Here is a 21,384-nt window from a genome sequence, read left to right as displayed (position 1 = left end):
GCATTATGCCGATTGGTCTGACAAGTAACTCTGTATCGGCCCGGCAGGGCCCAAGTTAAGCGGATCCGGGAAAAAACCGCTGGACGGTCGGAGGTCTGCGGCGCCGCTGGAAAAGCCCTGTTTTTCGTAGGGTTGGCTTCGCCGGGAGGGTTGGCGTCGAGTGCCTGTCATCGTGCGCGTCGAACTCGCGCCTGCGGGTCCTGTGGCATTCGCTGGCGGTACGACGGGACGCAGTTTCGCCGAGCCGTCAGGCAGGCAAAAAAAGCCCCACCATCCGGTGGGGCCGAGAGACGAGCGTGGCATGCTCGCGAGAGGGGCTGGCCGCTCCGTGGGGAGCGGCGCAGGTATTACAGGAGCAGGGTGCGGATGTCCGCCAGCAGCTCGCCCAGGCGCTTGGTGAAGCGCGCCGCGGCGGCGCCGTTGATCACGCGATGGTCGTAGGACAGCGACAGCGGCAGCATCAGGCGCGGCTGGAAGGCCTTGCCGTCCCATACCGGCTGCATGGTCGCCTTGGACACACCGAGGATCGCCACTTCCGGCGCGTTGACGATCGGCGTGAAGCCGGTGCCGCCGATGTGGCCGAGACTGGAGATGGTGAAGCAGGCGCCCTGCATGGCATCGGCCGAGAGCTTCTTGTTGCGGGCCTTGTCGGCCAGCTCGGCGGCCTCGGCGGCCAGTTGCAGGAGGCTCTTCCGGTCGACATCGCGGATCACCGGGACCAGCAGGCCGTCCGGAGTGTCCACGGCGAAGCCGATGTGTACGTACTTCTTGCGAATCAGCGCCTTGCCGCTGGGGGCCAGCGAACTGTTGAAGTCCGGCAGTTCCTTGAGCAGGTGGGCGCAGGCCTTGAGCAGGATCGGCAGTACGGTCAGCTTGACCCCGGCCTTCTCCGCCGCGGCCTTCTGGGCAACGCGGAAGGCTTCCATGTCGGTGATGTCCGACTGGTCGAACTGGGTCACGTGCGGCACGTTCAGCCAGCTGCGATGCAGGTTGGCGGCGCCGACCTGCATCAGGCGGGTCATCGCCACTTCTTCCACTTCGCCGAACTTGCTGAAGTCGACTTCCGGGATCGGCGGGATGCCGGCTCCGCCGGTGGCGCCGGCACCGCCGGACTTGGCGCGCTGCAGTTGCTCCTTGACGAAGACCTGGACGTCTTCCTTGAGGATGCGGCCCTTGGGACCGCTGGCTTTCACTTCGCTCAGCTCGACGCCGAACTCGCGCGCCAGCATGCGCACCGCCGGGCCGGCGTGGACCTTGGCGCCGTCGCGGCTGGGTGCGCCGACCGGAGCCGGGGTATCGGCCTTGGCTGGCGCAGGGGCCGCCGCGGCGGGCTTCTGCTCGGCGGCGGGCGCCGCGGCCTGGGCCGGAGCGGCTGCCGGCTGCTCTTCGGCTGCCAGAGCGGCGCCTTCCACCTTCAGCTTGAGGATCAGGTCGCCGGTGCCGACTTCGTCACCGACCTTGATCGAGACGCTTTCCACCACGCCGGAGGCCGGCGAAGGGATCTCCATGCTGGCCTTGTCGGATTCCAGGGTGATCAGCGACTGGTCGGCCTCGACCGTGTCGCCAGCCTTGACCATCACTTCGATGACGTTGGCCTTGCCGGCCGAGCCGATGTCCGGGACCTTGATGTCCTGGACACTGGCTGCGGCGGGGGCGGCCGGCTTGCTCTCGCTCGGGGCGGGAGCAGGCGCTTCGGCTTTCGGCGCTTCCGGTTGGGCGGGCGCTGCCTCGGCCTTGGCTTCGGCAGGCTGTTCGCCGCCTTCCACTTCCAGCTCGAGGATTTCGTCACCTTCTTTCAAGGTGTCGCCGACCTTCGCCTTGATGCTTTTCACTACCCCGGCCTTGGGACTGGGGATTTCCATGCTGGCCTTGTCGGATTCCAGGGTCAGCAGGCTCTGATCGGCCTCGACCTTGTCGCCGGGCTTGACCAGCAGCTCGATGACTTCACCCTCACCGTTGCCGATGTCGGGTACGCGAATGAGTTCGCTCACATTCCTCTCCTTTTACGTGCCACCACCGCTGTGCGGCGCGCAAAACAAAGACTTTTGGTCCTTGGTTCGTTGTGAGCCGGCGCCGCCCGTTGGCGGCGCCGGCGTGCTCGAAACCCCTCGCTGCCGAGGGGAGTATGGAGCGAATTAGCAATCCAGCGGGTTGCGCTTCTCCGGATCGATACCGTACTTGGCGATGGCCTCGGCCACCACTTTCGGCTCGATATCGCCGCGATCGGCCAGCGCTTCGAGCGCGGCCAGCACCACCCAGTGACGATCCACTTCGAAGAAGTTGCGCAGCTTCTTGCGGCTGTCGCTGCGGCCGAAGCCGTCGGTGCCGAGCACCTTGTACTCCTTGGAGGGAACCCACTGGCGGATCTGCTCGGCGTAGAGCTTCATGTAGTCGGTGGAGGCGATCACCGGGCCGCGACGGCCGCCCAGGCACTCCTCGACGTAGCTCTGCTTCGGCTTCTGGCCCGGATGCAGGCGGTTCCAGCGCTCGACGGCAAGGCCGTCGCGACGCAGCTCGTTGAAGCTCGGCACGCTCCAGACGTCGGCGCCGATGCCGAAGTCGTTGCGCAGCAGCTTGGCCGCTTCCTCGACTTCGCGCAGGATGGTGCCGGAGCCCAGCAGTTGCACGTGGTGAGCGGCTTCCTTCTTGTCCTCCTCGAGGAGGTACATGCCCTTGATGATGCCTTCCTCTGCGCCCTTCGGCATGGCCGGCTGGACGTAGTTCTCGTTCATCACGGTGATGTAGTAGAAGATGTCCTGCTGCTCTTCGATCATCTGCCGCGAGCCTTCGCGGATGATCACCGCCAGTTCGTAGGCGTAGGTCGGATCGTAGGTGCGGCAGTTCGGGATGGTCGAGGCCAGCAGGTGGCTGTGGCCGTCCTCGTGCTGCAGGCCTTCGCCGTTCAGCGTGGTGCGACCGGCGGTGCCGCCGATCAGGAAGCCGTGCGCGCGGCTGTCGCCGGCGGCCCAGGCCAGGTCGCCGATGCGCTGGAAGCCGAACATCGAATAGAAGATGTAGAACGGCAGCATCGGCTGGTTGTGGGTGCTGTAGGAGGTACCGGCGGCAATCCAGCTGGACATGGCGCCGGCCTCGTTGATGCCTTCCTCGAGGATCTGGCCCTTCTTGTCCTCGCGGTAGAACATCACCTGGTCCTTGTCCACCGGCTCGTAGAGCTGGCCGACCGAGGAGTAGATGCCGAGCTGGCGGAACATGCCTTCCATGCCGAAGGTACGGGCCTCGTCCGGGACGATCGGGACGATGCGCGGGCCGAGTTCCTTGTCCTTGACCAGCTGCGAGATGATCCGCACGAAGGCCATGGTGGTGGAGATCTCGCGATCGCCGGAGCCGTCGAGCATGGCCTTCAGGGTTTCCAGCGGCGGAACCGGCACGCTCATGCTCTTCTGCCGGCGCACCGGCATGAAGCCGCCCAGCGCGGCGCGGCGCTCGGCCAGGTACTTGGCCTCGGCGCTGCCTTCTTCAGGCTTGTAGAACGGCAGCTTCTCCAGGTCGGTGTCCTTGACCGGGATGTCGAACTTGTCGCGGAACGCGCGCAGGCTGTCGACGTCGACCTTCTTCACGTTGTGCGCGATGTTCTTCGCTTCGCCGCTGCCGGTGCCGTAGCCCTTGATGGTCTTGGCCAGGATGACGGTCGGCTGGCCCTTGTGGTTGACCGCCTGGTGGTAGGCCGCATAGACCTTGTAGGGGTCGTGGCCGCCGCGGTTGAGCTTCCAGATTTCCTCGTCGGAAAGGTCCTTGACCATTTCCAGCAGTTCCGGACGCGCGCCGAAGAAGTGCTCGCGCACGTAGGCGCCGTCTTTCGCCTTGTAGTTCTGGTATTCGCCGTCGATGACCTCGTCCATGCGCTGCTGCAGCAGGCCGGCGGTGTCCTTGGCGAACAGCGGGTCCCAGAAGCGACCCCAGATGACCTTGTTGACGTTCCACTCGGCGCCGCGGAACACGCCTTCCAGCTCCTGGATGATCTTGGCGTTGCCGCGGACCGGGCCGTCGAGGCGCTGCAGGTTGCAGTTGATGACGAAGATCAGGTTGTCGAGTTTCTCGCGGCCGGCCAGGGAGATCGCGCCGAGGGATTCCGGCTCGTCGCACTCGCCGTCGCCCATGAAGCACCAGACCTTCTGCTTGCCGGCGGGGATGAAGCCGCGGCTTTCCAGGTACTTCATGAAGCGTGCCTGGTAGATCGCCTGGATCGGGCCAAGGCCCATGGATACGGTGGGGAACTGCCAGAAGTCCGGCATCAGCCAGGGGTGCGGATAGGAGGACAGGCCGTTGCCGTCCACTTCCTGGCGGAAGTTCTCCAGTTGTTCCTCGCTGATGCGGCCTTCGAGGAAGGCGCGGGCGTAGACGCCGGGGGACGCGTGGCCCTGGAAGAACACCAGGTCGCCGCCATGTTCGTCGGTGGGAGCCTGGAAGAAATAGTTGAAGCCGATGTCGTAGAGGGTCGCCGAGGAGGCGAAGGTGGAGATGTGGCCGCCCAGGTCCGGGTCGTGCTTGTTCGCCCGCATCACCATCGCCAGGGCGTTCCAGCGCACCAGGGAGCGAATCCGGCGCTCCATGAACAGGTCGCCGGGCATGCGTGCTTCGTGGGTTACCGGAATGGTGTTGCGATAGGGCGTGGTGATCGCGTAGGGCAGTTGGGTGCCGCTACGGCTGGCCAGCTCGCCCATGCGGGTCATCAGGTAATGAGCGCGGTCTTCACCTTCGCGGTCGAGTACGGACTCCAGGGCGTCCAGCCATTCCTGGGTTTCGACGGGATCGAGGTCTTGCATGGCTTGCTCCAGGGCGGAAAGGCTTCCAGAATCGGATGCCATAGGTGAGCGGCCGGCCTCGTGGGCGACCGCAGCTAATTCTTGGATGTTCTCCGGGGGTGTACCCGGCGACTTGTAGTTTTACTACAGATCAGTCTGAGAAACAGCCCTCTGGATACAATTTTTAGTAGTAAAACTACATTTCGATTGTCGCTGTCAGGCTATAAGGCCCGATGTAGAGCCTTTTCGACGTTGTGCGTCGAGCCTGTGGTCTTCGGTCGGAAGCCCAAACAGGATAGACCATGAGCCTGCCTTCGCTGGCGAATCTGCCGGCCACCCTGCTGCCCGCCGCCGAACGCGCCGGGACTGCCCTCCGCTCCGCTGTCGCCGCCCTCGATGCCGCCGCCCTGGCCCGCCTGGAGGCCTGGCCTGAGGAGCGCCTGGAGGATTTCCGACGGGTCGCTGCGGCCAGCGATTTCGTCGCCGAGCAGGCAGTGCGCGACCCGGCGATGCTGCTGGATCTGGCCGAACGCGGCGAGCTGGAGAACCCCCACGCGCCCGGCGAATTGCGCAGCCAGTTGCAGGCGCGGCTGGAGGATTGCGCCGACGAGGACGAACTCGGTCGGCGCCTGCGACGTTTCCGCACACGCCAGCAACTGCGCATCATCTGGCGCGACCTGACCCGCCGCGCCGCGCTGGCGGAAACCTGTCGCGACCTGTCGGCCCTGGCCGACGCCTGCATCGACCTGGCTTGCGAGTGGCTCCATCGGCGCCAGTGCGAGCAGTTCGGCACGCCGATCGGCCGGCGCTCCGGCGAACCGCAGCGGATGGTGGTCCTCGGCATGGGCAAGCTGGGCGCGGTGGAGCTCAACCTGTCGTCGGACATCGACCTGATCTTCGGTTACCCGGAGGGCGGCGAGACCGAGGGGGCGAAGCGTTCGCTGGACAACCAGGAGTTCTTCACCCGCCTGGGGCAGAAGCTGATCAAGGCGCTGGATGCGATCACCGTCGACGGCTTCGTCTTCCGCGTCGACATGCGCCTGCGTCCCTACGGCTCCAGCGGACCGCTGGTCTACAGCTTCGCCGCGCTGGAGCAGTACTACCAGGACCAGGGGCGCGACTGGGAGCGCTACGCGATGATCAAGGCGCGGGTGGTCGGCGGCGACCAGCAGGCAGGCGAGCAACTGCTCGGCATGCTGCGGCCGTTCGTCTATCGGCGCTACCTGGACTTCTCCGCCATCGAGGCGCTGCGCACCATGAAGCAACTGATCCAGCAGGAGGTCCGGCGCAAGGGGATGTCGGAAAACATCAAGCTGGGCGAAGGCGGTATCCGCGAGGTGGAGTTCATCGCCCAGGCCTTCCAGTTGATCCATGGCGGGCGCGACCTGAGCTTGCAGCAACGACCGCTGCTGAAGGTGCTGGCGACCCTGGAGGGGCAGGGCTACCTGCCGCCGGCGGTGGTCGAGGAGCTGCGCGGCGGCTACGAGTTCCTGCGCTACGCCGAGCATGCCATCCAGGCGCTGGCCGACCGGCAGACGCAAATGCTGCCCAGCGACGAATACGACCGCATCCGCGTGGCCTTCATCATGGGCTTCGCCAGTTGGGCCGCATTCCACGAGCGCCTGAGCCACTGGCGGGCGCGCATCGACTGGCACTTCCGCCAGGTGATCGCCGACCCGGACGAGGACGAAAGCGGCGAGGCGGCCTGCGGCAGCGTCGGCGCCGAGTGGATCCCGCTGTGGGAGGAGGCGCTGGACGAGGAGTCGGCCAGTCGGCAACTGGCCGACGCCGGCTTCGTCGATGCCGAGGCGGCCTGGAAGCGTCTCAGCGATCTGCGCCACGGCCCCCAGGTGCGAGCGATGCAGCGTCTCGGCCGGGAACGCCTGGATGCCTTCGTTCCGCGCCTGCTGGCGATGACCGTGGAAAACCCTCAGCCGGACCTGGTGCTGGAGCGGGTCCTGCCGCTGGTGGAAGCGGTGGCGCGGCGTTCCGCCTACCTGGTGTTGCTGACCGAGAACCCTGGCGCGCTGGAGCGCCTGCTGACCCTCTGCGCGGCCAGCCCGATGGTTGCCGAGCAGATCGCGCGGTTCCCGATCCTGCTCGACGAACTGCTCAACGAGGGGCGCCTGTTCCGTCCTCCACAGGCCGCCGAGCTGGCCGCCGAGCTGCGCGAACGGCTGATGCGGATTCCCGAGGACGACCTCGAGCAGCAGATGGAGACCCTTCGTCACTTCAAGCTGGCCCACGGGCTGCGGGTGGCGGCCTCGGAGATCGCCGGCACGCTGCCGTTGATGAAGGTCAGCGACTACCTGACCTGGCTGGCCGAGGCGATCCTCGTCGAGGTCCTCGAACTGGCCTGGCGGCAGTTGGTGCAGCGTCACGGCCGGCCGTTGCGCGCCGACGGCACGCCGTGCGATCCGGACTTCGTCATCGTCGGCTACGGCAAGGTCGGCGGGCTGGAGTTCGGTCATGGCTCGGACCTCGACCTGGTGTTCATCCATGACGGCGACCCCCACTGCGAGACCGATGGCGGCAAATCCATCGATGGCGCGCAGTTCTTTACCCGCCTGGGGCAGAAGATCATCCATTTCCTCACCGCGCAGACGCCATCCGGCACCCTCTACGAGGTTGACATGCGCCTGCGTCCGAGCGGCGCGGCCGGCCTGCTGGTGAGTTCGCTGGGCGCCTTCCAGCGCTACCAGGAGCAGGAGGCCTGGACCTGGGAGCACCAGGCGTTGGTCCGCGCCCGGGTGCTGGCCGGTTGCCGGCGGGTGCAGGCGAGCTTCGAGGCGGTACGTGCCGAGGTGCTGGCGAGGCCGCGCGATCTCGACGCGTTGCGCACCGAAGTCAGCGAAATGCGCGCCAAGATGCGCGACAACCTGGGAACCCGCGCGACCGCCGCCGGTACCGCCTCGAATGCCTTCGAGGCCACGGCAGCCTTCGATCTCAAGCACGATGCCGGTGGTATCGTCGATATCGAATTTATGGTGCAATATGCGGTTCTAGCTTGGTCCGGAGAACACCCGGCGCTGCTCGAATTCACCGATAACATCCGCATTCTGGAAGGACTGGAACGGGCTGGCCTGATCGCCAGCGAGGACGTCCGTCTCCTGCAGGAGGCCTACAAGGCCTATCGCGCAGCCGCACACCGCCTGGCACTACAGAAGGAGGCCGGGGTCGTGAGCGGCGAGCACTTCCAGACGGAGCGGCGAGAAGTGATCAGGATCTGGCGCGAGCTGCGGCTCGGCTGATCCAATCAGGCACGTAACGCAAGTACGTAACGAATATCTGAAGGAGCTGGCAACTATGTCGATGGCCGATCGTGATGGCGTGATCTGGTATGACGGTGAACTGGTGCAGTGGCGCGATGCGACCACGCACGTGCTGACCCATACCCTGCACTATGGAATGGGCGTGTTCGAGGGCGTGCGCGCCTACGACACCCCGCAGGGCACGGCGATCTTCCGCCTGCAGGCGCACACCGACCGGCTGTTCGACTCCGCGCACATCATGAACATGCAGATCCCGTACAGCCGCGACGAGATCAACGAGGCGACCCGCGCCGCCGTGCGCGAGAACAACCTGGAAAGCGCCTATATCCGCCCGATGGTGTTCTACGGAAGCGAAGGCATGGGCCTGCGCGCCAGCGGCCTGAAGGTCCATGTGATCATCGCCGCCTGGAGCTGGGGCGCCTACATGGGCGAGGAAGCCCTGCAGCAAGGCATCAAGGTGCGCACCAGTTCCTTCACCCGCCACCACGTCAACATCTCGATGACCCGCGCCAAGTCCAACGGCGCCTACATCAACTCGATGCTGGCCCTCCAGGAAGCGATCTCCGGCGGCGCCGACGAGGCCATGATGCTCGATCCGGAAGGCTACGTGGCCGAAGGCTCCGGCGAGAACATCTTCATCATCAAGGATGGCGTGATCTACACCCCGGAAGTCACCGCCTGCCTGAACGGCATCACTCGTAACACTATCCTGACCCTGGCCGCCGAACACGGTTTTAAACTGGTCGAGAAGCGCATCACCCGCGACGAGGTGTACATCGCCGACGAGGCCTTCTTCACTGGCACCGCCGCGGAAGTCACGCCGATCCGCGAAGTGGACGGTCGCAAGATCGGCGCCGGCCGCCGTGGCCCGGTCACCGAAAAGCTGCAGAAAGCCTATTTCGACCTGGTCAGCGGCAAGACCGAGGCCCACGCCGAGTGGCGTACCCTGGTCAAGTAAGCACCGAAGAAGGGTGTGACAGGGAGGCGAAAGCCTCCCTGATCATTTCCGGAGCCTGAATGAGAATTCTGATCGTAGGTCCCTCCTGGGTGGGGGACATGGTGATGGCGCAGACCCTGTTCCAGTGTCTGCGCCAGCGGCATCCCGAGTGCGTGATCGACGTGCTGGCGCCCGAGTGGAGCCGACCGATCCTCGAGCGCATGCCCGAGGTGCGCCAGGCCCTGAGCTTCCCGCTCGGCCACGGGGTGATGGACGTCGCCACACGGCGCCGGATCGGACGCGGCCTGCGCGGTCAGTACGAGCAGGCGATCCTGCTGCCCAACTCGCTGAAGTCGGCGCTGGTGCCCTGGTTCGCCGGAATACCGAAGCGCACCGGCTGGCGCGGCGAGATGCGCTACGGGCTGCTCAATGACATCCGCAAGCTCGACAAGCAGCGCTATCCGCTGATGATCGAACGCTTCATGGCCCTGGCCTTCGAGCCGGGCGTGGAGTTGCCGAAGCCCTATCCGCAGCCGCGCCTGCGGATCGACGACGGCAGCCGCCAGGCGGCGCTCGACAAGTTCGCCCTGAGCCTGGACCGCCCGGTGCTGGCGCTCTGTCCCGGCGCCGAGTTCGGCGAGGCCAAGCGCTGGCCGGCGGAACACTACGCCGCGGTCGCCGAGGCGAAGATCCGTGCCGGCTGGCAGGTCTGGCTGTTCGGCTCGAAGAACGACCATCCCGGTGGAGAGGAGATTCGCCAGCGCCTGATTCCGGGGTTGCGCGAGGAGTCCTTCAATCTTGCCGGGGAGACTTCGCTGGCCGAGGCCATCGACCTGATGTCCTGCGCTGGCGCGGTGGTGTCCAACGATTCCGGCCTGATGCACGTGGCGGCCGCGCTGGATCGCCCGCTGGTGGGCGTCTATGGCTCCACCTCGCCGCAGTTCACCCCGCCGCTGGCGGACCGGGTGGAGATCGTCCGCCTCGGTCTCGAGTGCAGCCCGTGCTTCGAGCGCACCTGTCGCTTCGGCCACTACAATTGCCTCCGCGAGCTGCCGCCTGGCCTGGTATTGCAAGCCCTGGAGCGGCTGGTCGGCGACCCTGCCGAGGTCGCCGGATGAGGGTGCTGCTGGTCAAGACCTCGTCCCTCGGCGACGTGATCCACACCCTGCCGGCGCTTACCGACGCCGCCCGGGCGATTCCCGGCATCCAGTTCGACTGGGTGGTGGAGGAAGGTTTCGCCGAGATTCCCGCCTGGCATCCGGCGGTGGCGCGGGTGATCCCGGTGGCGATCCGGCGCTGGCGCAAGAATCTCTGGCAGACCCTGCGCAACGGCGAATGGCGGCGCTTCAAACAGCGCCTGAAGGAAGTCGACTATGACCTGGTGATCGACGCCCAGGGGCTGCTGAAGAGTGCCTGGCTGACCCGCTACGTGGGCAAGACGCCGGTCGCCGGTCTCGATCGCGATTCGGCGCGCGAGCCGCTCGCCAGCCGCTTCTATCGCCGTGCCTATCCGGTCGCCTGGGGACAGCATGCGGTGGAGCGCACGCGCCAGTTGTTCGCCCAGGCGCTGGACTACCCGTTGCCCGAGTCGGTCGGTGACTATGGCCTGGACCGCGAGCAGTTGGCCGACGCCGACCCTGGCGCGCCGTACCTGGTGTTCCTGCACGGTACTACCTGGGCCACCAAGCATTGGCCGGAAGCCTACTGGCGCGAACTGGCCGAGCGCATGTGCGAGCGCGGCTGGTCGGTGCGCCTGCCCTGGGGCAGCGCCGCCGAGCGGGAGCGGGCCGGGCGCCTGGCGGCGGGGTTGGAAAATGCCGCGGTACTCCCCAGATTATCCCTGGCCGGCATGGCCAAGGTGCTTGCCGGCGCGCGCGCCTGCGTGGCGGTGGATACCGGCCTCGGTCACCTGGCGGCGGCGCTGGACGTGCCGACGCTGTCGCTGTTCGGCCCGACCAATCCTGGCTTCACCGGCGCCTACGGGCGCTCCCAGGTCCACCTGGGCAGCGACTTCCCCTGTGCGCCGTGCCTGAAGAAGACCTGTACCTACCAGCCGACCGAAGAGGATCGCAAACTGTTCGATCTCAAGCGTGAGCAGCCGCTGTGCTTCACCCGGCTGAATCCCCAGCGCGTGGCCACCCAGCTGGAGGCCATGCTGCTGGCCCCGGAGACCCTCCGATGACCCTGGCGTTCATCCTCTACAAATACTTCCCCTTCGGCGGCCTGCAGCGCGACTTCATGCGCATCGCCCTGGAATGCCAGCGGCGCGGGCACGACATCCGCGTCTATACCCTGATCTGGGAGGGCGACGTGCCGGACGGCTTCGAAGTGCTGGTGGCCCCGGTGCGCTCGATCTTCAACCACCGGCGCAACGAGAAGTTCACCGCGTGGGTCCGCGCCGACCTGGCCAGGCGCCCGGTGCAGCGGGTGATCGGCTTCAACAAGATGCCCGGACTGGATGTCTACTACGCCGCCGACGCCTGTTTCGAGGAAAAGGCCCAGACCTTGCGCAACCCGCTGTACCGCCAGTGGGGCCGCTACCGCCACTTCGCCGGCTACGAACGGGCAGTGTTCGACCCGGCCTCGAAGACCGAGATCCTGATGATCTCCGAGGTGCAGCAGCCGCTCTTCGTCAAGCACTACGGCACCCAGGCCGAGCGTTTCCATCTGCTGCCGCCGGGGATCAGCCAGGATCGCCGGGCGCCGGCCAACGCCGCGGACGTGCGTGCGGAATTCCGCCGCGAGTTCGGCCTGGAGGAGGACGACCTGCTGCTGGTGCAGATCGGCTCCGGCTTCAAGACCAAGGGCCTGGATCGCAGCCTGAAGGCGCTGGCCGCGCTGCCCAAGGCGTTGCGCAGGCGTACCCGGCTGATCGCCATCGGCCAGGACGATCCCAAGCCGTTCCTGCTACAGATCGCCGCCCTCGGTCTCAACGACCAGGTACAGATCCTCAAGGGTCGCAGCGATATCCCGCGCTTCCTGCTCGGCGCCGACCTGCTGATCCACCCGGCCTACAACGAGAACACCGGTACGGTGCTGCTGGAGGCGCTGGTCTCCGGCCTGCCGGTGTTGGTGACCGATGTCTGCGGCTACGCCCACTACATCGCCGAGGCCGACGCCGGGCGGGTGCTGCCGAGTCCCTTCGAGCAGGACAGTCTCAACCGCCTGCTCGCGGAAATGCTGGAGGACGCTCCGGCGCGCGCCGCCTGGTCGCGCAATGGCCTGGCCTACGCCGATCACGCCGACCTCTACAGCATGCCGCAGCGCGCCGCCGACCTGATCCTCGGGGAGGCCTCATGAGGCTGGTGCTGGAAGAGCCATTCAAGCGCCTGTGGAGCGGGCGCGACCCGTTCGAGGCGGTGGAGGCGCTGCAAGGCAAGGTCTACCGCGAACTGGAGGGGCGCCGCACCCTGCGCACCGAGGTCGACGGGCGCGGCTACTTCGTCAAGATCCACCGTGGCATCGGCTGGGGCGAGATCGCCAAGAACCTGCTCACCGCCAAGCTCCCGGTGCTCGGCGCGCGCCAGGAGTGGCAGGCCATCCGGCGCCTGCACGAGGCCGGCGTAGCGACCATGACCGCGGTCGCCTACGGCGAGCGCGGCAGCGATCCGGCGCGGCAGCATTCCTTCATCGTCACCGAGGAACTGGCGCCGACCGTGGACCTCGAGGTGTTCTCCCAGGACTGGCGCGAACGTCCTCCACCGCCGCGGCTCAAGCGCGCGCTGGTCGAGGCGGTGGCGCGGATGGTCGGCGACATGCACCGTGCCGGAGTCAACCATCGCGACTGCTACATCTGTCATTTCCTGTTGCACACCGACAAGCCGGTGAGCGCGGACGATTTCCGCCTCTCGGTGATCGACCTGCACCGTGCCCAGACCCGCGACGCCACGCCGAAACGCTGGCGTAACAAGGATCTGGCGGCATTGTATTTCTCTGCGCTGGACATCGGACTGACGCGTCGCGACAAGCTACGCTTCCTGCGCACCTATTTCCGCCGGCCGTTGCGCGAGATACTGCGCGACGAGGCCGGCCTGCTGGCCTGGATGGAACGCAAGGCGGAAAAACTCTACGAACGCAAGCAGCGTTACGGAGACCTGCTCTGATGGCGGGGTGGACCCTCGAACCCGATTACCGTCACCTGGCCGCCGACTTCGGTAGCCTCGATAGTGTGTTCGCCCTGGAGGGCGAGCGCCTGACCCGCGACCCGTTGTCCGAAGTCATCCGCATCGAGCGCGACGGCGTGCGTTACTACGTCAAGCGCTACCGCAGCGCCGGCAAGGGCCTGCGCCGCTACCTGGCGCGACCGCGGATCAAGGCCGAGTGGCAGAACCTCAAGCGCTTCGAGAAGTGGGGCATTCCCACCGCCGAAGTGGTCGCCTGGGGGCTGGAGCGCAAGGCCGGCGCCTTCCAGCGCGGCGCCATGATTACCCGCGAACTGCCGGGCACCGAGGACTTGTCGGTGCTCGCCTGCAACCGGGATCCGCGCCTGAAGGACCCGCGCTGGGTGGACGGCGTCAGCCGGCAGATCGCCAAGGCTACGCGCCTGATGCACGACCAGCATTTCACCCACAACGACCTGAAGTGGCGCAACCTGCTGGTGGACGACCAGCCGCTGGTGTATTTCATCGACTGCCCGAACGGCGCGTTCTGGTGGAGCTTCATGCTGCGCTACCGGATCACCAAGGACCTGGCCTGCCTGGACAAGGTGGCCAAGTACCACCTGTCGCGCACCCAGCGCCTGCGCTTCTACCTGCAATATCGCCGTCGCCGGCACCTGAACGAATCCGACAAGAAGCGTATTCGCCAGGTGGTGGCTTTCTTCGAGGGGCGCGAATGAGCGTTTTCATCGCCGCGCAGGACCACGACCTGCTCCAGCGCAACCGTCTGGACAGCTTCGACGCCCTGTGGGCCTTGCAGCTGGATGCCGTGGACGAACCGAATACCGAACGGGGTGGCTGGAGCAGCGTCTATCGCCTCGACCTGGGCGACTCCGCCTACTACCTGAAGCGCCAGAGCAACCACCTGACCCGCAGCCTGCGCCATCCGCTGGGCGAGCCGACCTTCGCCCGCGAGTTCCGCAACATCGAGCGCTACCGGGCGCTGGGCATTCCCGCCCTGCAGGCGGCGTTCTTCGCCCAGCAGGCGGTCGGCGGAGAGCGCCAGGCGATCCTCCTGACCCGTGCCCTGGACGGTTGGCAGGACCTGGACACCTGGCTGGCGTCCTGGCACGACCTGGCCGAAGAGCGGCGCCGGGCGATTCTCCGGGCGGTTGGCAGGCTGGCGCGCCAGCTGCACGCGGCCGGACAGATGCATGGTTGCTTCTATCCCAAGCATGTATTCCTCCGCGAGGGGGCCGATGGTGTCTTCGAGGCCTGCCTGATCGACCTGGAGAAGACCCGGCCGATCTGGTTCGGCCGCCGCGACCAGGTCAAGGACCTGGAGCCGATGCTGCGCCGTGCCCCGGACTGGAGCGAAGCGGACGTGCACGAATTCATCTCCGCCTATGTCGACGAACCCCTCGACTCGGCCGAGGTCGAGCAGTGGTATCGCCTTCTCGACCAGCGCCGCCGGCGCAAGGAGTCGCGCCGATGAGACTGGCCGAACTGCAAGCCGCCGGGCGCCACCCGCAACTGCCATTGCGGGTGACCCTGGCGGATGGCGCTGGCGCTGCCGAATTGCGCCTGGACAGTCTGCTGCGGGTGCTGCCCGGGCAGCGCTACGTCGGTGCCGGCGAATGGCGTGGGCGCAAGGTGCTGGCCAAGCTGCTGGTGGGCGGCAAGGCCGCACGGCATTTCCAGCGCGAACTGGAAGGGGCGCGTCTGCTCGCGGCCCAGGGGCTGACCACCCCGGCGCTGCTGGCCGACGGGCTGCAGCAGGGCGAGGGCGGCTGGCTGCTGTTCGACTACCTCGACGCGGCGCAGAGCCTCGGTGACGCCTGGCGTGCGGTGGAGGCCCCGGCGCCGCTGGGCGATGCCCAGCAAGCGGTGCTCGGCGAAGCCCTGGCAGCCATTGGCGAGCTGCATGCAAAGGGCCTCTGGCAGGACGACCTGCATCTGGACAACCTGTTGCGCCACGCCGGCCGCCTGTATCTCATCGACGGTGGCGGCGTGCGTGCGGAAACTCCCGGCCAGCCGCTGTCGCGACAGAAAGTGCTGGAAAACCTCGGGGTGTTCTTCGCCCAGTTGCCGGCGCTCCTCGATCCTTTCCTGGAGGAGTTGCTGGTGCATTACCTGCTGGCCAACGGCGAACATGCGCTGCCGCTGGAAGCCTTGCAGAAGGAAATCGCCAAGGTTCGCCGCTGGCGGGTACGCGACCTGCTGAGGAAGGTCGGTCGCGACTGTAGCCTGTTCAGCGTCGTGCGCGGTCCGTTCCGCCTGTTCGCCGCCCGCCGCAGCGAGGCCGAGACGATGGCGCCGCTGCTGGCGGACGCGGACCGCCTGATCGCCGCCGGCCATGTCTACAAGGACGGCGGTGCGGCCACCGTCGCCCGGGTCGAAGCGAACGGCCGCACGCTGATCATCAAACGCTACAACATCAAGGGCTGGGTCCATTGGCTGAAGCGCTTCTGGCGGCCGAGCCGGGCCTGGGCCTCCTGGCGCGAAGGCAACCGCCTGGAATTCCTCGGCATCGCCACCGCCCGTCCGCTGGCGATGCTGGAGCGGCGCTGGTGCTGGCTGCGCGGGCGCGCCTACCTGATTACCGATTATCTCGGCGGTCAGGATATAATCGCTCGTTTTAAGCCTTGCCTGGACATGCCCGATGGCGCCGTTTCGCCACCGGAAGCCGAGTTGGCGGCACTGGATCGGCTGTTTTCGACGCTGATCCGCGAACGCATCAGCCACGGCGACCTGAAGGGACACAACCTGTTCTGGCAGGCCCATGAACAAGGCGGCGAATGGGCGCTGATCGACCTGGACGCGATGCGCAAGCATCACAGCCAGGTGTCCTTTGCCCGCGCCTACGCCCGCGACCGCGCGCGCTTCCTGCGCAACTGGCCGCAGGACAGCGGCCTCTACCGGCTGCTGGAGCAACGGATTCCCCGCCTCGGCGACGCCGCCGGGGCTTGAACGACAAGCGACGACCACCGCCTGCGGCGGTCGACGAGTTAAACGAAAGCCGCGGTTGTCGGTCCCACTCCGCAACCGCGAGCTGCTTTGAAGAGGTTCTACCGTGGCATTGACCGTCCTAGGCCTGTCTGGCGCCGTAAGCCATGACCCGTCCGCCGCCCTGTACATCGACGGCAAGCTGGTCGCGGCCGTCGAGGAAGAGCGCTTCGTGCGCGACAAGCACGCGAAGAACCGCATGCCCTACGAATCGGCGAAGTTCTGCCTGGAGCAGGCAGGGATCGAGCCGGCCGATGTCGACGTGGTGGCGATTCCCTTCGCTCCCATCAGCATCATGGAAAAGGCCCGCTGGCACTACGCCAAGCGCTACGCCTACGCGCCGGATCGCGCGCTGGATGCGATCCTGCTCGGCAACCGCCGCTACAAGCGTTACTACAAGCGCATCGAGTGGTGCCTGCAGCAACTCGGCTTCGACCTGAAGAAAATCAAGATCCAGCCGGTCGAGCACCACCTTGCCCATGCCTCCAGCGCCTACCATTGCTCGGGGTTCAAGGAAAAGACCGCGATCCTCGGCATCGACGGCAAGGGCGAGTACGCCACCACTTTCTTCGGCTGGGGCGAGAACGGTCGGATCCACAAGATCAAGGAGTTCTACGATCCGGATTCGCTGGGCGGCCTGTACGGCGCGATCACCGAGTACCTCGGCTTCGACATGCTCGACGGCGAGTTCAAGGTCATGGGCATGGCGCCCTACGGTGACGCCAGCAAGTACGATTTCTCCCGTCTCGCCAAGTTCGAGAACGGCGAACTGGTGATCAACACCGACTATGCCAACGTCATCGGCTTCCGCCGCTACAAGGAGAAAGGCAAGGGCTACTACTTCTCGCCCAAGCTGATCGAGTGGCTGGGGCCCAAGCGCGAAGGCGACATCGCCGACGATCCCTACATCCATTACGCCGCGAGCATCCAGGCGCTGTTCGAGAAGCTCGCGCTGGAGATGATGGACTACTACCTCGGCGATATCATCCGCGAGACCGGCAAGGTCGCTTTCGCCGGCGGCTGCGCGCTGAACGTCAAGCTCAACCAGAAGATCATCTCGCGTCCCGAAGTGAAGGAGCTGTTCGTCCAGCCGGCGGCCAGCGACGCCGGCACCGCGGTCGGCGCGGCGGCCTACGTGTCGCACCAGCGCGGCGTGCCGGTGGAGAAGATGGAGCACGTCTACCTCGGCCCGGAGTATTCCAACGAGGACGTCATCGCCGCCTGCGCCCGTCACGAGGCCAGGCCGCAGTGGCAGAAGATCGACAACCGCAGCCGGCGTATCGGCAGGATCCTTGCCGACGGCAACCCGGTGGCCTGGTTCCAGGGACGCATGGAGTTCGGTCCGCGTGCCCTCGGTGGCCGCTCCATTCTCGGCTGCCCGAGCGTGCCGGGCGTGGCCGACCGGATCAATGCGCAGATCAAGTTCCGCGAGCGCTGGCGGCCCTTCTGCCCGTCGATGCTGGATACCGTCGGCCCGCAGATGTTCAAGATCGACCACCCGGCGCCGTTCATGACCTTCACCTTCGAAGTCAACGAAGAGTGGAAGGAGCGAGTGCCGGAAGTGGTGCACGAGGACGGCACCTCCCGCGCCCAGGTGCTGAAGCGCGAGTACAACCCGCGCTACTACGACCTGATGAAGGAACTGGAGAACCTCACCGGCAACGGCGTGGCCCTGAACACTTCGCTCAATCGTCGTGGCGAACCGATGATCTGCTCGCCGACCGACGCCCTGAACATGTTCTTCGGCTCCGATCTGCAGTACCTGATCATGGAGGACATCCTGGTCGTGAAGGAGGGCGTGGACTGGTATGACTCGGTCGGCTGAACCTCGCGTCCTACAGTTCTGTCACGGCTACGACGGGCCTTTCCTCGACTGTGCCCGTCAGTACGCCAGCCTGTTCGCCGGAACCCCGTACAAGGTCACCACGGTGTTCCTCACCGGGCGTTCCGATCCTGAGGTGGCGGCGCGTTGCGCCTCCGACGAGGTACTGTTCCTCGAGTACGGCTCCAGGGACATCCGTGGCCTCAAGCTGAAGGCGATCCGCGACTTGCGCGAGATCGCCCGTTCGCGCGACTTCCGCTTCTGCATCGCGCACCGCTTCAAGCCGATCTGGATCGCCAGCCTGGCCACTCGTCTGCCGATCGTTGGCGTGCACCACGCCTTCGGCGATTACCAGCGGTTGTCGCGCAAGGTCTTCGCCGGCCTGATGAGCAAGCGCCTGAGCCTGCTGGCGGTGTCCGACGCGGTGCGCGACGATATCCGCCGTTGCCTGCCGAAGTGGCCGGCGGAGCGGATCGAGACGCTCTACAACCGCATCGACGTCGCTGCGCTGCAGGCCGAGCAGGTCGAGCGCCTGAGTGCGCGCCGGCAACTGCGCCTGCCCGACGAGGCCTGGGTGGTCGGCAACGTCGGCCGCCTGCATCCGGACAAGGACCAGGCTACCCTGCTGCGCGGCTTCGCCGCCGTGCTGCCGCGCCTGCCACAGAACAGCCTGCTGGCGATCCTCGGCAGCGGCCGCCTGGAAGAGCAGCTCAAGGACCTGGCCTGCGAACTGGGCATCGGCGAGCGCGTGCTGTTCCTCGGCCAGGTCGAAGAGGCACGGCGCTACTTCAAGGCGTTCGACGCCTTCGCCCTGAGTTCCGACCACGAGCCGTTCGGCATGGTCCTGCTGGAGGCCATGGTCGCCGGCGTACCGCTGATCGCCACCGCCTGTGGCGGCGCCCGCGAAGTGGTGGAAGGGGTCGGCATCCTCTTCCCGCTGGGCGACGAGACGGCCCTGGCCGAGGGCCTGACCCACCTGGCGGCGCTCGACCGCCGCCAGCGCGAGGCCTGTGCGCGACTCATGCTCGAGCGCCTGGAGACACGCTTCTCCGACGCCGCGGTGCGCCGCGAATTCTGGCGCCTGCCGACGATTGCCGGCTTCGCTTCGGAGTCTGCATGCTGAACAGGTTGCGCGCCTTCCGCGAACGCGGTTGGCGCGAAGTGGATGCGCCGACCTACGCCCAGGCATGGCAGCGTTTCGGCGGCAGCGTCGCGACCCACCCGCTGGTGGTCGAGCAACTCGCCGAAATGGCTGGAATCCCGGTGCGTTACCTGGGTTGGGAGAGCGCTGGCGAACTGGTTGCGGCGATCCCGACCTGGGGCCGCCACCTGGCGTTGTCCAAGGACGTGCTCAAGCGGCGCGGCAAGAAGGGCCTGTACGACCTGGGCAACGCCGAATTGATCCTGCCGGTGGCCGGCGATGCCCGCATCGCCCTCCGCCATGGGGGACGCTACCTGTCGGCGCTGCATGAACGGAACATCGTCACGCTGCGCCCGCAGGCCGAGCAACTGGCGTTCGCCCGCGCCCCCGAGGATTTCTCCAAGAAGTTCCGCTACAACCAGCGGCGCGAAGTGCGCCTGGTGGAGGAGGCTGGTGGCCAGGTGCGCCAGGCAGACAGCTTCGCCCCGGCCGAGTTCGCCGCCATCTATCTCGAACTGTTCCAGCGTCGCTGGGGCTTCCCGGCCACCGGCGCGGAGCGCATGGCCGAGGTCTTCGAGCGGCTGCGCGAATTGCTGCGCGGCTCGGTCCTGCTGCTCAACGACCAGCCCATCGCGGTCCAGGTGCTGTATCGCGCCGAAGCGCCGGGCTGGCTCAGCGTCGAGTACATCAACGGCGGCGTCGATCCGCAGACCCGCGAGTTTAGCCCAGGCAGCGTGCTCAGTTACCTGAACACCCAGGCCGCCTGGGAGGATGCGCGAGCGCTGGGCAAACCCCTGCGCTATTCGTTCGGTCGCGCCGACCGCGAATACAAGGATCGCTGGTGCCATTCTTCTCCGGTCTTTCAGGTCTGAAGCATGAGCGCACGCAAGCAGCAGTTGCTCAAGCGTCATCGACGCAACAAGCGGATCGGCCTACTGGTTGCGCTGGTGGCGTTGCTGGCCGTCGGCCTGCTGGTCAGCCCCTGGTTGTTGCCGATCCTCCTCGTGGCCCTGTGGGTCGCCCACGAAGCCTGGTTCGCCGATCATCTGTTCTATTCGCCGGGCGAGGACTACCGCTACCGTTTCGCGGAAGGGGTCGAGTCGCTGCCGGTACGCCTGGCGGATGGCCGTCTGCGAGTCGACGGCGAGCTGCGCGAGGGCGATACGCTGGTGCTTGGTATCGGCGTGCGCGCTGGCTGGCTGGGGCGCTTCCTCGAACCCTCGGTGCTGCTGGAAGGTGGCGCGGAGGCCGATGCCCAGGCTTTCGAACGTGGGGTGAACGGCTTGCGCTACCTGAACCTGACGGGACTGGCCGGGTCGCTGGGCGAGGGCCGGATTCGCCTGCGCGGCCGGCATTGCCGGCTGGTCGGCGAACCGACCCTGTGGCGTGCGCGCCATCCCGACTACCGTGACCGGCGGGTGATGGTCATCGCTCCGCATGCCGACGACGCCGAGCTGGCCGCCTTCGGCCTCTACAGCCAGGCACGCGAGGCCTGGATCGTGACCCTGACCGCCGGCGAGATCGAAACCGAGCATTACCGCCGCATGGGCCTCGACGGAATAGCTGCGGCGCGCCTGAAGGGCCGCCTGCGCGCCTGGGATAGCCAGGCCGTGCCGGCGTGGGGTGGGGTGCCGGCCGAGCGCTGCGTGCAACTGGGTTATTTCTGCCTGCAATTGCCTGCCATGCAGGCGAACCCGGGCGAGGTGGTGCCGTCCCGTGAGGCCGATCTCGCCGATATCCGTCCGTTCCGCCAGTTCAACCGCCTGCGCCTGGCCAGCGATGCCGACGGCCTGTCGACCTGGAACAATCTGCTGGCCGATCTCCGCGAGCTGATCCTGCTGGCACGTCCCGAGGTCATCGTCCTGCCTCATCCGCATTTCGATCCGCACCCGGACCATGTCCGCGCCCAGGAGGCCGTGCGCGAGGCGCTCCAGGGTCTGGACTGGCAGCCGCAGGCATTGTTGCACTATGCCAATCACCTGCACGACAACGATCGCTGGCCGATGGGCGATGCGCACATGGGGGTCAGTCTGCCGCCGCTGACCGAAGAATGCTCGCCGTTGCTGCCATGGACGCTGGCGCTGGAGCGCACGCGCCAGGTGGACAAGGCCATGGCCTTGGGCATGATGCACGACCTGCAACCCAGGCCGCCGTTCAAGCGCCGTCTGCGCCGCCGTCTGCAGGGCTGGCTCGCCGGGCGTCGCTGGCCGGCATACGGCGAGGACGAGTTCATGCGCAAGGCGGTGCGTCGGCACGAGTTGTTCTGGGTGGAGTCGCTGGACGGGGAGGCATGATGCTTGGGTCGAGCGTTCGGCAAGGTTCGAGCCGCCATGCTGCTTCGGAGCA

Annotated in this window: 15 protein-coding genes; 13 read left to right on the top strand and 2 right to left on the bottom strand. The window is 66.7% G+C overall.

Features of this window, described 5'->3' with window-relative positions; genetic code table 11:
• Positions 1–347: 347 nt before the first annotated feature.
• Both aceF and aceE read right to left on the bottom strand, forming a co-directional pair.
• Positions 348–1,991 (bottom strand): dihydrolipoyllysine-residue acetyltransferase, encoded by a 1,644-nt coding sequence (gene aceF, locus M6E97_RS22100; RefSeq protein WP_033937854.1) that lies wholly within the window; start codon positions 1,989–1,991, stop codon positions 348–350.
• Positions 1,992–2,135: 144 nt separating this feature from the next.
• Positions 2,136–4,784: a pyruvate dehydrogenase (acetyl-transferring), homodimeric type gene (aceE, locus tag M6E97_RS22095; protein WP_034005282.1), complete on the bottom strand. Its 2,649-nt coding sequence runs from the start codon at positions 4,782–4,784 to the stop codon at positions 2,136–2,138.
• Between the two features lie 281 nt (positions 4,785–5,065).
• Here aceE and glnE point away from each other — a divergent pair, with 281 nt between their 5' ends.
• The 13 genes from glnE to M6E97_RS22030 all read left to right on the top strand — a co-directional run bounded on the left by glnE (position 5,066) and on the right by M6E97_RS22030 (position 21,332).
• Positions 5,066–8,014, top strand: a complete 2,949-nt coding sequence (gene glnE / locus M6E97_RS22090) for a bifunctional [glutamate--ammonia ligase]-adenylyl-L-tyrosine phosphorylase/[glutamate--ammonia-ligase] adenylyltransferase (RefSeq protein WP_003109906.1) — start codon at positions 5,066–5,068, stop codon at positions 8,012–8,014.
• A gap of 55 nt (positions 8,015–8,069) precedes the next feature.
• Positions 8,070–8,993 (top strand): branched-chain-amino-acid transaminase, encoded by a 924-nt coding sequence (gene ilvE, locus M6E97_RS22085; protein WP_003095783.1) that lies wholly within the window; start codon positions 8,070–8,072, stop codon positions 8,991–8,993.
• 59 nt (positions 8,994–9,052) lie between these two features.
• Positions 9,053–10,090, top strand: a complete 1,038-nt coding sequence (gene waaF / locus M6E97_RS22080) for a lipopolysaccharide heptosyltransferase II (protein WP_003109905.1) — start codon at positions 9,053–9,055, stop codon at positions 10,088–10,090.
• Positions 10,087–11,154, top strand: coding sequence for a lipopolysaccharide heptosyltransferase I (gene waaC / locus M6E97_RS22075; RefSeq protein ID WP_031756859.1), 1,068 nt, complete (start codon positions 10,087–10,089; stop codon positions 11,152–11,154). Before waaF ends, waaC begins: the two co-directional genes overlap by 4 nt.
• On the top strand, positions 11,151–12,272 hold the full coding sequence (locus M6E97_RS22070; RefSeq protein ID WP_003135667.1) for a glycosyltransferase family 4 protein: 1,122 nt from the start codon (positions 11,151–11,153) through the stop codon (positions 12,270–12,272). The genes waaC and M6E97_RS22070 overlap by 4 nt, the downstream gene beginning before the upstream one ends.
• Positions 12,269–13,075, top strand: coding sequence for a lipopolysaccharide core heptose(I) kinase RfaP (gene rfaP / locus M6E97_RS22065; protein ID WP_003095775.1), 807 nt, complete (start codon positions 12,269–12,271; stop codon positions 13,073–13,075). Before M6E97_RS22070 ends, rfaP begins: the two co-directional genes overlap by 4 nt.
• On the top strand, positions 13,075–13,809 hold the full coding sequence (locus tag M6E97_RS22060; RefSeq protein ID WP_003095773.1) for a lipopolysaccharide kinase InaA family protein: 735 nt from the start codon (positions 13,075–13,077) through the stop codon (positions 13,807–13,809). The genes rfaP and M6E97_RS22060 overlap by 1 nt, the downstream gene beginning before the upstream one ends.
• Entirely contained in the window at positions 13,806–14,564 is a 759-nt protein-coding gene (locus M6E97_RS22055; protein WP_003095770.1) for a lipopolysaccharide kinase InaA family protein, read from the top strand. Before M6E97_RS22060 ends, M6E97_RS22055 begins: the two co-directional genes overlap by 4 nt.
• A complete protein-coding gene (locus M6E97_RS22050; RefSeq protein ID WP_034005283.1) occupies positions 14,561–16,039 on the top strand; it encodes a lipopolysaccharide kinase InaA family protein in 1,479 nt (492 codons plus the stop codon). The genes M6E97_RS22055 and M6E97_RS22050 overlap by 4 nt, the downstream gene beginning before the upstream one ends.
• 103 nt (positions 16,040–16,142) lie before the next feature.
• Positions 16,143–17,900 carry a carbamoyltransferase gene (locus tag M6E97_RS22045; protein WP_003095766.1) on the top strand — a complete coding sequence of 586 codons (1,758 nt, stop codon included), beginning with the start codon at positions 16,143–16,145 and terminating at the stop codon, positions 17,898–17,900.
• Positions 17,884–19,020 (top strand): glycosyltransferase, encoded by a 1,137-nt coding sequence (locus tag M6E97_RS22040; RefSeq protein ID WP_033937852.1) that lies wholly within the window; start codon positions 17,884–17,886, stop codon positions 19,018–19,020. The genes M6E97_RS22045 and M6E97_RS22040 overlap by 17 nt, the downstream gene beginning before the upstream one ends.
• Positions 19,014–19,910, top strand: a complete 897-nt coding sequence (locus M6E97_RS22035) for an antimicrobial resistance protein Mig-14 (RefSeq protein ID WP_033937850.1) — start codon at positions 19,014–19,016, stop codon at positions 19,908–19,910. Before M6E97_RS22040 ends, M6E97_RS22035 begins: the two co-directional genes overlap by 7 nt.
• A 3-nt stretch (positions 19,911–19,913) precedes the next feature.
• A complete protein-coding gene (locus M6E97_RS22030) occupies positions 19,914–21,332 on the top strand; it encodes a PIG-L deacetylase family protein (protein ID WP_033937848.1) in 1,419 nt (472 codons plus the stop codon).
• Positions 21,333–21,384 lie beyond the last annotated feature (52 nt).

The organism is Pseudomonas sp. B111, assembly GCF_026428275.1.
GTDB classification, from domain to species: Bacteria; Pseudomonadota; Gammaproteobacteria; order Pseudomonadales; family Pseudomonadaceae; genus Pseudomonas; species Pseudomonas aeruginosa.
The sequence above is the reverse complement of the archived record's forward strand: the minus strand, read 5'-3'. Positions and strand labels throughout refer to the sequence as shown.

Excerpts from the sequence above, each read along its gene's own strand:
- rfaP (WP_003095775.1), top strand. The coding sequence starts at position 12,269 with ATGAGGCTGGTGCTGGAAGAGCCATTCAAGCGCCTGTGGAGCGGGCGC.
- M6E97_RS22055 (WP_003095770.1), top strand. The coding sequence starts at position 13,806 with ATGAGCGTTTTCATCGCCGCGCAGGACCACGACCTGCTCCAGCGCAAC.
- M6E97_RS22030 (WP_033937848.1), top strand. The coding sequence starts at position 19,914 with ATGAGCGCACGCAAGCAGCAGTTGCTCAAGCGTCATCGACGCAACAAG.
- M6E97_RS22070 (WP_003135667.1), top strand. The coding sequence starts at position 11,151 with ATGACCCTGGCGTTCATCCTCTACAAATACTTCCCCTTCGGCGGCCTG.
- ilvE (WP_003095783.1), top strand. The coding sequence starts at position 8,070 with ATGTCGATGGCCGATCGTGATGGCGTGATCTGGTATGACGGTGAACTG.
- M6E97_RS22060 (WP_003095773.1), top strand. The coding sequence starts at position 13,075 with ATGGCGGGGTGGACCCTCGAACCCGATTACCGTCACCTGGCCGCCGAC.
- M6E97_RS22040 (WP_033937852.1), top strand. The coding sequence starts at position 17,884 with ATGACTCGGTCGGCTGAACCTCGCGTCCTACAGTTCTGTCACGGCTAC.
- waaC (WP_031756859.1), top strand. The coding sequence starts at position 10,087 with ATGAGGGTGCTGCTGGTCAAGACCTCGTCCCTCGGCGACGTGATCCAC.
- M6E97_RS22050 (WP_034005283.1), top strand. The coding sequence starts at position 14,561 with ATGAGACTGGCCGAACTGCAAGCCGCCGGGCGCCACCCGCAACTGCCA.
- M6E97_RS22035 (WP_033937850.1), top strand. The coding sequence starts at position 19,014 with ATGCTGAACAGGTTGCGCGCCTTCCGCGAACGCGGTTGGCGCGAAGTG.
- waaF (WP_003109905.1), top strand. The coding sequence starts at position 9,053 with ATGAGAATTCTGATCGTAGGTCCCTCCTGGGTGGGGGACATGGTGATG.
- aceE (WP_034005282.1), bottom strand. The coding sequence starts at position 4,784 with ATGCAAGACCTCGATCCCGTCGAAACCCAGGAATGGCTGGACGCCCTG.
- glnE (WP_003109906.1), top strand. The coding sequence starts at position 5,066 with ATGAGCCTGCCTTCGCTGGCGAATCTGCCGGCCACCCTGCTGCCCGCC.